The organism is Nocardioides sp. Root190, from assembly GCF_001428565.1.
Classification (GTDB): Bacteria; Actinomycetota; Actinomycetes; order Propionibacteriales; family Nocardioidaceae; genus Nocardioides.
Map to the genome: position 1 here is coordinate 157,887 of NZ_LMIA01000011.1, position 12,860 is coordinate 170,746.

The window sequence follows — 12,860 nt, forward strand, 5'->3', positions numbered from 1 at the left end:
GTGGGATGGCGCATCGGTCACGCGCACGAGCCGCGAGGTGGCGAGCTGTGGGTGCCGTGGGATCGCACAGCCGGCGTGATCGGCCCGCAGGGCTCTGGGAAGACCCTCGACCTGCTCACCCCGGCTCTGCTCGGCGCTCCGGGCGCCGCCCTGGTGACACTGACCAAGGTCGAGGACCTGCTGCTCAGCCTTACCGAACGCTCCCGCGACGACCGCCCCTGCGTGGTGCTCGACCCCTTCGGCCTGGCCGAGGGCGTTGTCGACGAGCTGATCTGGGACCCGATCGCCGGCTGCGTCGACCCCAAGGTTGCCGAGCGGCGAGCCAAGGCGTTCACCGCCGGCACCGTCAAGGGCGCGATCACAGGCGGGACCGGCGACGATGCTGCGAGGTTCTACGCTGCCGAGTCCGCCAAGGTGCTGCAGGGCTACTTCCACGCCGCGGCGCTGACCGGTAGGACCCTCGAGGACGTCCTGCAGTGGGTCGCCAACCCCACCGCAGCCAGCCAGCCGATAGAGATCCTGCGCCGCCACACCCACGCCGAGCCGTTCTGGCACGGCCTCCTACACGGTGCGCTGAACGGCGACGACCGAACGGCCGGAAATACCGTCACCACGGTGCAGCAGGCGGTGTCGCTGTTCTTCCAGGCCGACATCCGACGCCGCTGCGTGCCCAGTCACCGCCATTGCGCCACGGACCTGGCCGACGTGATCCGCCGCCGCGGCACCATCTACCTACTCGGACGCGAAGACCCGTACGCCTCGGCCAGCCCCCTGATGACCGCCGTTGCTGAACACGTCTTGGACACCGGCCTGCAGTTGGCCAGCAGCTCTCCGTGGGGAGGCCGGCTGTGCCCGCCCCTGGTCTCGGTGCTCGATGAGTTGCCTTCGACCGCACCGCTACCGACTCTGCGCACCCGGATGGCCAACGAGCGTGCACTAGGCCTCTCGTTCATCTGGGCCGCCCAGACCCGCCCCCAGCTGACTAGCATCTTCGGAGAGCACGAGGCCCGAGCACTGCTCGGCCTCACCAACACTCTGGCGATGTTCGGCGGCTCCAAGGACGTCGCCTTCAACCAAGAGATCTCCGACCTCCTGGGCCAAGTCAGGATCGGCCGACGAACGCACCGCGGCAGCGGCGGTGGGTACGAGGGTGCCGACATCGCGATCATGCGGCCCGAAGAAGTCCGGCAACTGCCCGAACGCCAAGCCCTGGTGATCGCCGAGAACGGCAAACCGATCATCGCCAAGTTGCACCGCTGCATCGAAGGCAAGGCAGGGCAGCGCCTGTTGGTCGACCAGCGGGCGCTGCGCGAGCGCCTGACCAACGACCGGCGCATGGTCATCACCCCCGAGGCCCGCGCCACTGCCGCGCTCGTCGAGGCACGTCGTCTCGGCTTCGTCGAAGACGAAACCAACCACGCAAGGAGTGAACTGTGACCGCCGAGGAGCAGACGCACCGGGCGCAACCGACACTGATGGTCTTCCCGTTCCCCGTCCCCGGGGACCAAGTCCGGCTCGCCTACAGCGAAATCCACAAGGCCATCAACGGTACCGAGGAGTACAAGAAGGCCCTCGGCAACCACGCGCTGCTGCCGCGGCCCTGGGAGCCGGCGACCTGCCTGCAGCCCGAGCTCCGCAACGATCTGTGGGAGTGGCTCGATGACGTCGTGATCTGGCTCAACCGGGAGTACACCTGGGACCTCGCGGGGCTCATCCCCAGCTGCTGGCCCCTGCACCCGCACCTGGTTCACGAGATCGCAGTCCTCGCCGACCAGCGCCGGCGGGCTGGTCTAGCGATGACGAGCGACGCGCTCGAGGAGTGGCACCGCTACGCCCTGCCGATGTTCACGGACCGCATGCGGAACAGACTCCGCACTCACTGCGATGACGAGCACAAGAACTGGCCGAACAGGCCGCGGTACAACGAGCACTTGGGCGAAGCCAGCACTCAACAGCGTGAGAACGCCTTCGCGAACGACATCGGCGCCCTGCACGTCTACCTACACGCGAATGAGCAGCCCGGGCCGGTCTTCCGGCCGCGCCTAGCCGAGGTCGACAAGAACACCGGCGAGATTCTTGACGGCCCGCTTGGTGCTCAGCCCCGTACTCGGACGGAGAAGGGTCCCCGAATCTGATTCGGCAAACGCGGCGGAACGACGCGGACCTTGATTACTCGTGACGTCATGCCTCGGGAAGGGCTGACGCCAGCAACTCGTGAAGTCCAGAAATCTGTGCTGTGTGCGGGCCCTCGGTGGACAGGCGCGGGTACAGCTTCTTCGGCCAGAGCACCTCGACACCTCGGCTCGCGAACGCTCCGCCGATCAGTGGCCAGTCCGCTTCGATGAAGCACAGAACCCCGGTCACCGGCACATGGTCGCCGACGATGGATTGGACGAGGGCGACCTGCTTGAGGACGCCGTCGACGAGTTTGGTCTGATCGCGTCCACCGACCAGAAGCTTCTCGGTGCGTGGCCGCAGGAGCCCGCCCTCGACCTTCAGGGACGGTCGTTTGTTCACGTAGCGCTTGGCGTCGATGACATACACCCCGGTCGGGGTGACGGCGAGGTGGTCGATGTTGGCGCGAGTGCCGGGGATGCGGCGGTCGTGCAGGACACGGATGCTTTCGGAGGCGAGCTCGTTGAGGCGTTGGCCGAGGCGTTCCTCGCCGAGCGCTCCGGTGTCCCAAGCGGTTGTCGACTGTGGGTCGTTGGTGATCGCGAGGAGGAAGCCGCCCAGCTTCGGGTGCTTCTTGCGCACGCGTTCCTCGCGCTTGGCGTGACGGCGCTCGTATTCACGCCGGGCTGACGCGCCTGCCGTTCCGAGATCGGCTGGCGGTGCCCCGTCGGCCTGCGGCCGGGCTTGCTCGATCTCCGGGGCCGGGCTGGGTTCATCAGGATCTGCGGCGGTGGGGGAGCAGGAGAGGCAGCGGACTGTCTTGGTCGTCCGCTCATAGATTGCCTCAACCCTGGCTTCCACAGTGGTGCCGCAGAGTCGACAGGTGCCGGCATATCGGAGCCGCATCTGCTTGTCGTCTGAGGAAGCGGGCACCTGGCGACGGTACCGACTGGGAGCAGATCGGGTGGCTGGTTCGGGTGTACAGGGCCTCCAACCAGCGGCCCCCTCACGCGGCGCATTGGGCAACTTGGATCCGAGCGGAATGCGGCAGACGAGCGCACTCAGGTCGAGGCAGCCGAGGCGGCACCCGCGACGGCATGCCGGTACTGGTTCTCCTCGAAAATGAAGGGTCCGAACTCGGCGTAGTCCCAAGCGGACCGGTGCGGCTGCCGAAAGTTTGTCCACGTGACTTGACCGTTCTCGACCGTGGTCGTGACCTCGAGGGGCCAGCACCCAACTTCGCCGCAGTCACAGCCCAGCAACCACATGCGGCCCGTGCCTGGCCATTGGCGGTCGTTTTGTCCGAGGTAGTAGGTCCTCAGGTCACCGAAGTTGAAGTGCGCGGGGATCAGACCGCAGTAGCCACTTGACGGCCTCATTCCGTGGGCCGACTCGTACTCGCCGACAAGCGGCATCAGTGAGACGCCGTCAACCACAGGTATGAGTTCGACGCTGCCTTCATTGTCAGCGACGACGAAACTCAACTCGTTCACGAGGTGAATGCTCGCACGCGCTCGCACCATTTGGTTCAGGGACCGATCGGCGGCGCGGACACCGGCTCCGGACGCTCAGGGAGCGTCAAAAAACGTCAGGTAACACGGGCGTCTAGCGCTGTTCGATGGTCGGGTTCAGATGTAGAGCGACATGACCGATGCGACCGTCGAGATCACGACCCCCGAGAGTGCCAGGAGTCCGTCGGTCTTGAACACAAGGAGTGCGTCGGAGAGCGCTGCGCGGCGGCTCCAGTACTCGGCGGGGAAGCGCATGTCTTCCCAGCTTGGTGGAGGGTCGGTGACGCCGATGCTTGCTAGGAGGTTCGAGATCTCGTCTTGGTTTCGGTCAACCTGGGCTTTGAGAGTGGGGGCGATTGTTGCATCTTCGCCTTTACCGGCTTCGTAGATGTCGGTGAAGGTCGGGTCTTCGAGTTGGTCGCTGCGGACTTTGACGGCGTCGTAGTCGGCCTTTCGCCTCTTCGCTCGTAGGTAGGCGGCGGTGACGCCATAGATGGTGAGTGCGGCGCCGAGGATGTAAAGGGCGGCTACAAGTTCGGTCACAGGGTTTCGGTTTCGTTGGCGAGGCGGAGGACTTGGGCGATGAGGCCTTCGATGGGTGGTGCCTCGGGACCGGAGCCGCGGTCAAACCTCGAGGTGGCTGGGTCGACGTGGGGGTAGCGCGTGGCTGCGGTGGTGATGACGGCCGCGGTGGGGAACCAGGTCGGGAGGTTGTCGCGGTACTCGAGCACGGCGGAGATGGGGCCGGGTTCGCCGAAGGCTTGTTGGTGGTGCTGAATCCAATCTCCGCCGACGCGGACGATGTCTTCGAGTCGTTCGGGGAAGGCGATGAGGGCATCTGTGAGGACGGTTTTGGGTTCGTCTGGGGTGGTCCAGTGGGTCCAGTGGTCGAACATGGAGCGGCCGTTGATGGTGTTGTCGGTCCAGCCTTCTTCGCTGGTCCAGTCGTGCGTGCGTAGTTCGGTGAGGAGTGCTTCGCGGACTTGGTTGGCGAGGTCGGTTCGACCGGTGTCGTTCATTTCGCGCCAGAGTTCGGTGAGTAGTGCGGTGGCGACTGCGAGTGGGCGGCGTGCCTGGTCTTCGGTGATGGCTGCGACGATTTCGTCGTCGGTTGCGTTCCTGGTGAGGGCGGCTGCGACTAGGGCTGCGGTGTCGAGGCGGTACTCGTGGACGTGCCAGACCGGCCAGATTGAGACGACGTTGCCGGTGGCATCTGCGATTTCGGTTCGGAGGGCCTGGCTGTAGGGGTTGGTTGTGACGTGGGCGTGGGCGCGGCCTCGTTCGAGGGTTTCGAGGTGTTGTGCCTTTGCTTCCTCGAACGCAACGGCGGTGGGATCCGGTGCGTCTTCGGCCGGGGGTTCCGGTGCAGGGTCGGGGTTCTCGCCGCGTAGGGCTGCTGCGAGCGCGCTGGCAGATGCGCGGAGTTCGGCGACCGCCTCGTTGAGACGTTCGTTGTCTTCGTAAGGCGGTTCCCATGGCCAGTGGGATGCTGCAGCGAGGAGCTCTTCGGCAGATCTGGTGACCCAGTCGCACCATGGTGCGGTTGCGGTGTTGATGTGGCGGGCGGTCGCGGTTTTGGCCTGGACGTCGTCGGTGAGGGGTTCGAGCTCTCCTCGGACGGCGTTGAGCTGACCAAGGATTGTTGCTGCGTAGCGCTCCCTGTCCGCGCGTCCGGGCTCTGCGTACATGCGTTCCCCAGTCACAGGGTCGCGACCCATCATGGAGCTTCGGATGCGGTTCCGGTAGCCGCACCAAACCGCAGCAGCACCTGCCGGTCCGCTGCGGGTGGAGATGGCCCGAAGGACAGCCATCTCGACTGATTCGACGATTCCGGTGATGACTGGTGCGGCAATCACTGGGGACCCGAAGGACAGTTCGATGATCTCTGCCACCTGGGCGTCGCTGAGGACCCAGCCCTGACGGAACTCCTCGTACTCCCGCACCTGCGCCACCCGCCACTCCTGGAGCAGTGCGGGCGGGAACCGTGTCTCGTCGGTGTCGATCTCGTACGAGTGAGCGATGCACATCAACAGGAGGTTCTCCGGTGCCCGGTTGTCAACCGACGACATCCCAGGCAACCACCGTGGACCGCCAGGGCTGCGGGCGTGAATGTGGGCGGTGCGACTATTCAGGACCCGTTCCGCTGAACCCTCCACCTGCTTGTACAACCACTCGCCGCACCTGTCGTACGCGCACGAGAACGCGTGTGCGTACAGCTCGCGCACCGTCGAGTCGGTCGGTCTTGGGTGTTCGGTTTCCGCGGCGTCGGGCACACCCCCATCCTGCCCGGTGCTACAGACGGTTGTCGGGGGCGGCGGCAAACTGGACTCATGGACATCCGCGAGCTCCCAGACCTGACGCCGACCCAGGTGGTTGAGCTTGTGGATGCGTTGCTCTCGAACGCCGACACCCTCCTCGCCACCGCCTTGACCGTTCTCGAACAGGGCCAGGTGCCGCTCGCTAGATCGCTTTCCATCCTCGGGATGGAAGAGTCCGGCAAAGCCATCGCCGTCCACGAACGCCGCGTCCAGATGACCAGGGCTCCTGACGGCGAACCGTTCAGATGCGAAGCCCTAGACCGATTGTGGGGCAGCCACCACCGCAAGCTCGAGAAGGTCCACGACTTCCTCGTCGAGGAGCTCTACTGGTTCGGCACCGAACCCTCCGACCCGACGGTGAACGCCGCCTATCTCGGCACCATCCGCACCTGGTCCAAGAAGCAAGACCGGTTGAAGATGCGTGGCTTCTACGTCGAACTGTCCAAGTCTGGCGAAGTCATGGCACCCACCGACGTCGTCGACGAAGCGACCCTTTTCGACGTCATCTCCCGCGTCCACCAAATCGGTTGGCAGCTTCGCCTCGGCGAACACATCGAAGGCAAACGCCAAGACGAACAAGAAGCCGGCACCCCACCCGTCACCAACGACGACATGGGCCTGTTCGACCGGACCCTGGACGCTACCGACGACCCCGAACTCACCCGAATCATGCGAGAAGTCGAGGAGCAGATGCGCAGAGGAACTCCGGGTGTCCCACTGAACAACGCCGCATACAGGTTCAACCCACCCGGCGTAGACCGGTCAGCCTTCCGCAACCTCGACAAGCCCGGGTACGAAGCCGAAACCCGGGAACTCATCCGCCTCCGCGAAAGCTTCGACCGCGACCAGTGCCCGAAGGCCGACTAAACGAATCGTTGGTCAGACAAGATTTGCCCAACCCGGGACCGCGGCCGCAAGCGGCGGCTCGACGCCGAGCGAACCTCGGCCTGTGCTTGCGGTTCGACCTGATGCAGACGCGGCGGTATCGCCGGGTTCAACCAGGTCGCCGCTGGGCGCTGCGGAGGCCCGCAAATCAGCAGGGCCGAACGAGTGTCGGTGCCCGATGAGAGTCTCTGAAGGTGTCCAACGTCAACAACAACCGCATCCACCATCCTCGGCTGCAACGACGGCGGGGCGCGTTGGTTGATCTCGCCGATGGCGCGCGAAATCGCCTCCGGTGGAATGCCCTGAGCCTCCGGCGACGCGCCGCCGTCTCGTTGATGCTCTATACGACCCTCTGCGGTCTTGTTTGCACCATCGTGTTCCTGGCGGGGGGCCGCTTCGAAGGTGCTGCCCCTTTCGCCGGGATCACTGTCATTTCCGGGGTCGCAGCGGCGACTTCTCACGTCACGCTTCTCAAGCTTCGACGCCGAAATCATTGCGCTCTTTACGGCGTCGCCGCTGTCGGCGCTTCTGCTGCGTTCGTGACCGTGGCCATGACGGCCCGCACGTCGTCAGAGGTCATATCCGCGCTCGCTCTTCTGCCGCCGCTAGTCGGGAGTTGGTTTGCCGTGCAATGGGTCTCCCGACTAACCGCGCAAGGGCTCACCGGCGCCGGCTTCGCCGACGCAACGACCACCATCCGCGGAACCGCCGCAATCTGGTGCGCGGTCCTGATATTGGTAATCGCTGGCGCGCCCTTCGCCAGTGACTACGCGCCATCCGTTGTCGCGGAGTTGACCGACGGCGTCGCCGGCCTCTTCAGCGTCGTGGCCATCTTCACCTACGTAGGGCCTGGCTGGACCGAGTACCAGCGCGGGCTAGCTGGCGCGGGCGCAGCCCTGACGTAATGGCGCCGGATCGTGATACGACCGGCTACTCCGGCGAGCGGCGCAATGGGCATCACAGCTAGGTCCGCTGGCATCGAGTCGTGCAGCAGACCCCGGCAGGGGCTCATGGGACTGCGTAGCGATCATCCACAAGCAATGCCGGCCCCACGTGGAGGGTCGCCGACATCTGGGGGTTTACAAGCACCTGGACACAACATCTAGTGCCGCGCGGACATGGCTGGGTGTAGCCTGTGGATAACTACAGCGGTGTAAGTACTAGCCGGATGCGCGATGGTGACGGACTCAGTTCGTCGGTCCCGGGCCGTATCGTGTAGAGGACACAACTTCACATGCCGCAGAAAGACGTAGGCCCTGAGTCGACGTACGTCTGATCTCAGGGCCCACACCGTTTTGCTTGGTCGCTTGCAGTGTAGGCACACCGACCCGTTCTCGTGGTAGATCGGGAGCAATTTTCTGGGAGATAGTCGTCATCCGGCCAGGTCCCGTCACCACCGATGACAGGAACCCAAACCGTGTACCACTCCGTCTCTGCCCTCTGCCGGACTGCGTCCGGTCTCTCTCCGCACGCCGCCCCGGCCCACCTCCCCGGATCGGTCCGATGAGCAGCGTCAACGGATCGTTCGACGACTACCAGGCCCACGTCAACGCCGAGGACGCCCAGGTCGTCGAGGCGCGCCGACGCCGCGACCTCTTCAAGACCTCGTTCGAGAAACGCGTTGACGTCAAGGAGGTTATCGCTTCGGGATCGCTTCGACGAGGAACCCACCGCGATCCGATCAACGACGTCGACACGATCATCGTCTACGACGGCAACGAGCACCCCGACTGGGGCCAGCCCGGCGACTCTGCGGCGGCCGCGCTCGACCACACCCGGGCCCTCGTCAACGAGATGCTCGGTGCGACCAACGGCACCGACGCCCAGGAGGTCCGCCTCGCGAAGCCCCGCAATCACGCCGTCAAGTGCTTCCTCGATGACCCCGACGACGACAACGCGTTCACCGTGGACGCCATGCCTGCCCTGCGCCGCGAGGGAAAGCTCCTGGTCCCTGAGGCACTCAGCAAGGAGTGGATCTACACCGACCCCGAGGAACTCATCGAGCAGGTCGCCAAGAAGCATGCCGAGTGGAACCGGTTCGCCGGTCTCGTCCGCATGCTCAAGGACTGGGGCTCCAAGCAGGACATCAAGATCAAGTCGCTGGTGATGGAGATCCTCGCTCTCGACCACATGCCCAACGGCAACAACCGACCGACTGCGCTGAAGGCGTTCTTTGTCGCAGCGGCGTACCGTGTCGAGTGCCTGATCGAGATCGATGACCCGGCAGGTCTGTGCGGCGCGATCCAGCCCGACCTGGACATGAACGAGTTGGGCAAGCGCCTGCGCACTGCGGCTGACCTCGCGAGCGAGGCCGTCGCCGCACAGTCGAACAACGACACGCACAAGGCTCTCACCAAGTGGCGGGAGATCTTCGGTGACGGCTTCCCGAAGCCGCCCTCGCCGCCTCCCTCGAAGCCGGCCGGTCCCAACCCCGCCCCCGGCGTCCTGCCGTTCGCGCCAGGAACCGAGCCCGACACGACGCCCAAGCGGCGCCCGATCAAGGACAGCCCGCAGGGATGAGCCAGCCCGACACAAGCGGCTCGGGCATTAAGGCCACGAAAGATCTGACGCCAATCTGGTGGCACGAAGCGGAGCCTGCTCGGCTGCACCGCGACCTCGACGAGATCGCTGCGTTCGCGCCCGGCCTGGCCTTCGCGGCCGGTCCCGGCGACGAACCAGGCTTCGAGCACCACGGGCTGTGGATCGGGCGCCTGCCGGTCTGGCCCTTCGACCGCGACGAGCCCGACGGGCTGGCCGATCTCGTGCCGGAGGGTCTCGCGTGCGCCGTCTGGTGCTCGGCCGCCCATCCGATGCTTCCGCCGCGGATCGTCCCGATGGATCCTGAGCCCGAGATCTTCGAGCGTAGTCAGCACACGTGGCATGTCGCGCCGGACGCCAGTCTGTGCTTGATGCAGACCCTCGGCGCGTGGGAGCCCGAGACCAGTCTCGTTGATCTGCTCATCAAGGCTGCGGGGTGGCGGGTCGAGTACGCGTTGATGAAGGCGGGCGTCGTCGAAGCCATGACCGAGTGCGGCATCGTGAACGACTCGTCCCTCGACCACCTCGTGGCCCCGGCGGCCGCTCGCCTGGCGGAGGACGACGCTGGGCCGTCAGACCTGGATGCGCCGCCGGTGAGTAGGGAGAGTGCTCCCGAAGGATCTGAGCCGTCGACGCGGCCGCTCGATGCCGGGCCGGAGCAAGGGAGCGCAGCGTGACGCTGATTGTCATCCCCGCTGACGCTCGTGACTACATATCGCAGGCCGCCGCTCGCGGCGGCGAACTTCGCGCCACCCGCTCTACGACGGACGACATCTTCGTGATCACGGGTGTCGAGGTCGGCCCCGACAATTGGCGGCATCCGAAGGCGCCGCGGACCTACTCGGCGCTACGACAGCCCGAGGGGCATCAGACGGCTGGACAGTGGCTGGGAAATGTTCCCTGCGGCACCAACGTTCTCCACTACAACCTCCGAAACCGTCCGGGGGCCCAGTACACCTTCGACGGATTCAGCGACTCCGTCCCGCTTGTCCGCGACCCACGCGACGGGGCCCTTCTACTTATCACCCACGAGCCTGACATCCCTGACGAGTGGCGCGAAGCTGGCGTTGCCGAGTACGCAGGCTGGCACGTGACTCGTGAACGGGTCATTCCGGTTGATCTCGCCATCGAGCCGACCGAGATCGGGGTCCAGCGCCTCGACCCGCAGTGGCCGGTCCGTTCGCTCGCGACGATGCGGGTCGGTGTCGTCGGTGTCGGCAGCATCGGCGGCGTGGTGGCCGACAATCTCGCAGGGTATGGAATCGGGGCCCTCGACCTCATCGATCCGGATTGGTTCCTGTGGCACAACCAGATCCGACACGTCCTCGGGCCCGAGTCGGTCGGGCGCAGGAAAGTCGACGCCATGCACGCGCACCTCGGCTATCGATGGCCCGAAACGGTGGTGCACCGGCACCTGGAGGACGTTGCTGTTCAGGCGCATCTCATGCGCCCCCTGTTTCGGGATCTCGACGCGGTGGTCTGCGCCGCCGACGGCATCGCAGCACGCCGCGTGGTGTCGCACCTCGCGAGCCGAGCCGGGATCCCCGCAGTGCTGGCGTGCGTACTTGAGGATGGCGCGGTAGGCGAGATCCTGCGGCTGCGCCCGGGCGCCAGGTACGGATGCCTGCTCTGCCACCGGGCAGCGCTCGCAGCGGCGGACGGCATGGACGTCGAGGTCCTCCAAGAGCGGGACTACGGCACCGGCAACCCGCACCGCCCGATGACCGCGGTCGGCCCCGACCTGTGGCTCGTAGGAAACCTGGCAGCGAAGGCGACCGTCGCGACGTTGCTGGAGAGTCGGTTCGGTGACCTCTCGCACCGCCTCCCCGGTGATCATGCGGTGATCGGGCTCCGGCCGTCGGCCGACCGAGCACAAGAACCGTTCGACGTCGTGCACGCCGAACAGATCCAATGGGGCGACGTTCCCGCTCCGCGCGAGACCTGCCCGACCTGCACCGCAGCATGACCGACGACGAGGTCCGCCCGATCGACGGCGGTACTGATCGAGACATCGCCACCACCGCGGGTAACGACGCGTTCACCGACGAAACCTCCGGCGAGGCCGAGCCGTTCAGGGTGGAGATCACCTTGAAGTCGTTCGACGCTATCGGCGAGGAAGTCCGGCTCGGCGGCCCGATCCTGGAGACGGGAGGCATCCTCCTCGGCCACGAGAGCAGGGCGGGTTGTCGCATCACTCTCGCGGGAGGCCCCGGCCCCGCCGCCACCAGGGAGCCACTGGCGTTCAGCCGCGACCTCGCGCATGCCGAAACGCTCGCCGACCAGGCGTGGAACCACGACCGCGCAATCTGGCTCGGGGAATGGCATACGCACCCCTACAGCCCACCAACTCCGAGCGAGACCGACATGGCCGCCTACGCAAGGCACCTCGCCGATCCCGACCTCGGCTTCGACACCTTCATCAGCATCATCGTCGGGCGCATGACCGACCTGGGCCAGGACGAGGCAGCGCTCGCTCTGGTCTGGGTCGTAGACCGCCGCGGCGCCAGGACCACGCCCCTTCTACTCGTCGAGGAAACACCGTGACTGAAGAGCCCAAGACCCCCAAGCCGGCGGTCCAACAAAAGGTCGTCTTCGACCTTCCGAGAGCGTTCCAACTTCAGCAGGAGCGTCTACTTAACTCGCACGCGAGCATCCGATCTGTCACCGGCCACCCCGGAACCTTGGGCGACCACTCGGAGGTCGACTGGGTGGAGATGCTCAGCGACTTCCTGCCCGCCCGCTACGCGGTTGGCCCCATCTTCGCCATCGACAGCCGTGGCGCAATAAGCGATCAGATCGACGTCGCGGTCTACGACAAGCAGTACTCGCCGATGTGGTTCGGCTCGAAGGACAAGGTCGAGTTCGTGCCTGTGGAGGGCGTCTACGCGGTCTTCGAGGTCAAGCCCACGCTGGACGCGACCTACCTCGCCTATGCCCAAGCCAAGGTTGCGTCGGTTCGTCGGCTGCACCGCACCTCCGCCGCCATCAAGCACGCTGGGGGTGTCTACAGGGCGACGGATCCAGCCGAGAAGCACGTCATCGGAGGGATCCTGACGGCCCACTCCGGATGGACCACCTACGAGGGATCTATCGCGAAGTTGCACGAGCATCTTCCCGAGGTCGGTGGTGACGGTTCGCTGGACCTCGGGATCGCGCTGGACACGGTCACTTTCGATTCCACGCCAGTCCCCGTCGATGGCGAGAGTGGCGAGCCTGCCATCGCGCTCACCTTCAGCAGCGAGGGTGACCAACTGATCCACTTCGCCATCCGCTTGTTCGATCAGTTGCAGAGGCTGGGGACTGTCCTGGCCCTCGATATGCGCGAGTACGAGGCGGCTTTGGCGCGGTCGAGGGGCGCTGCCATCCTGGAGTGAAGGCTGGCGGTTGGCGAGGCGCGCTGTTACGGCTTGGCGATCGCGCCCTGCCGTCGGGCCTTGACCGTCTCGGGCAGGATCTTGCTCATGAGCGCCGCGCCTTCGCGCGGCGATTCTGC

Annotated in this window: 13 protein-coding genes; 9 read left to right on the forward strand and 4 right to left on the reverse strand. The window is 65.8% G+C overall.

Features of this window, described 5'->3' with window-relative positions; translation table 11 throughout:
* Together ASE01_RS17940 and ASE01_RS17945 are read left to right on the forward strand one after the other, a co-directional pair.
* Complete coding sequence (locus tag ASE01_RS17940; RefSeq protein ID WP_235536090.1) at positions 1-1,437, forward strand: type IV secretory system conjugative DNA transfer family protein; 1,437 nt, start codon at positions 1-3, stop codon at positions 1,435-1,437.
* On the forward strand, positions 1,434-2,135 hold the full coding sequence (locus ASE01_RS17945) for a hypothetical protein (RefSeq protein ID WP_056755480.1): 702 nt from the start codon (positions 1,434-1,436) through the stop codon (positions 2,133-2,135). Before ASE01_RS17940 ends, ASE01_RS17945 begins: the two co-directional genes overlap by 4 nt.
* A 46-nt stretch (positions 2,136-2,181) precedes the next feature.
* Here ASE01_RS17945 and ASE01_RS17950 read toward each other — a convergent pair whose 3' ends face one another.
* From ASE01_RS17950 to ASE01_RS17965, 4 genes are all read right to left on the reverse strand, one after another.
* A complete protein-coding gene (locus tag ASE01_RS17950; RefSeq protein ID WP_235536091.1) occupies positions 2,182-3,048 on the reverse strand; it encodes a nuclease-related domain-containing protein in 867 nt (288 codons plus the stop codon).
* 128 nt (positions 3,049-3,176) lie between these two features.
* Complete coding sequence (locus ASE01_RS17955; protein ID WP_157537498.1) at positions 3,177-3,608, reverse strand: hypothetical protein; 432 nt, start codon at positions 3,606-3,608, stop codon at positions 3,177-3,179.
* 135 nt (positions 3,609-3,743) lie between these two features.
* Complete coding sequence (locus tag ASE01_RS17960; protein ID WP_056755490.1) at positions 3,744-4,169, reverse strand: hypothetical protein; 426 nt, start codon at positions 4,167-4,169, stop codon at positions 3,744-3,746.
* On the reverse strand, positions 4,166-5,899 hold the full coding sequence (locus tag ASE01_RS17965) for a hypothetical protein (RefSeq protein ID WP_157537500.1): 1,734 nt from the start codon (positions 5,897-5,899) through the stop codon (positions 4,166-4,168). The genes ASE01_RS17960 and ASE01_RS17965 overlap by 4 nt, the downstream gene beginning before the upstream one ends.
* A gap of 57 nt (positions 5,900-5,956) precedes the next feature.
* Here ASE01_RS17965 and ASE01_RS17970 point away from each other — a divergent pair, with 57 nt between their 5' ends.
* The 7 genes from ASE01_RS17970 to ASE01_RS18000 all read left to right on the forward strand — a co-directional run bounded on the left by ASE01_RS17970 (position 5,957) and on the right by ASE01_RS18000 (position 12,741).
* A complete protein-coding gene (locus ASE01_RS17970) occupies positions 5,957-6,811 on the forward strand; it encodes an AbiV family abortive infection protein (protein ID WP_056755499.1) in 855 nt (284 codons plus the stop codon).
* A gap of 212 nt (positions 6,812-7,023) precedes the next feature.
* Complete coding sequence (locus ASE01_RS24495) at positions 7,024-7,734, forward strand: hypothetical protein (protein WP_157537502.1); 711 nt, start codon at positions 7,024-7,026, stop codon at positions 7,732-7,734.
* A gap of 598 nt (positions 7,735-8,332) precedes the next feature.
* Positions 8,333-9,349 carry a nucleotidyltransferase domain-containing protein gene (locus ASE01_RS17980; protein WP_056755508.1) on the forward strand — a complete coding sequence of 339 codons (1,017 nt, stop codon included), beginning with the start codon at positions 8,333-8,335 and terminating at the stop codon, positions 9,347-9,349.
* Complete coding sequence (locus ASE01_RS17985; protein ID WP_200958899.1) at positions 9,346-10,044, forward strand: hypothetical protein; 699 nt, start codon at positions 9,346-9,348, stop codon at positions 10,042-10,044. The genes ASE01_RS17980 and ASE01_RS17985 overlap by 4 nt, the downstream gene beginning before the upstream one ends.
* A complete protein-coding gene (locus tag ASE01_RS17990) occupies positions 10,041-11,333 on the forward strand; it encodes a ThiF family adenylyltransferase (protein ID WP_200958900.1) in 1,293 nt (430 codons plus the stop codon). The genes ASE01_RS17985 and ASE01_RS17990 overlap by 4 nt, the downstream gene beginning before the upstream one ends.
* Positions 11,330-11,911 (forward strand): Mov34/MPN/PAD-1 family protein, encoded by a 582-nt coding sequence (locus ASE01_RS17995; RefSeq protein WP_056755510.1) that lies wholly within the window; start codon positions 11,330-11,332, stop codon positions 11,909-11,911. Before ASE01_RS17990 ends, ASE01_RS17995 begins: the two co-directional genes overlap by 4 nt.
* Positions 11,908-12,741 carry a DUF6602 domain-containing protein gene (locus ASE01_RS18000; protein ID WP_056755513.1) on the forward strand — a complete coding sequence of 278 codons (834 nt, stop codon included), beginning with the start codon at positions 11,908-11,910 and terminating at the stop codon, positions 12,739-12,741. Before ASE01_RS17995 ends, ASE01_RS18000 begins: the two co-directional genes overlap by 4 nt.
* Positions 12,742-12,860 lie beyond the last annotated feature (119 nt).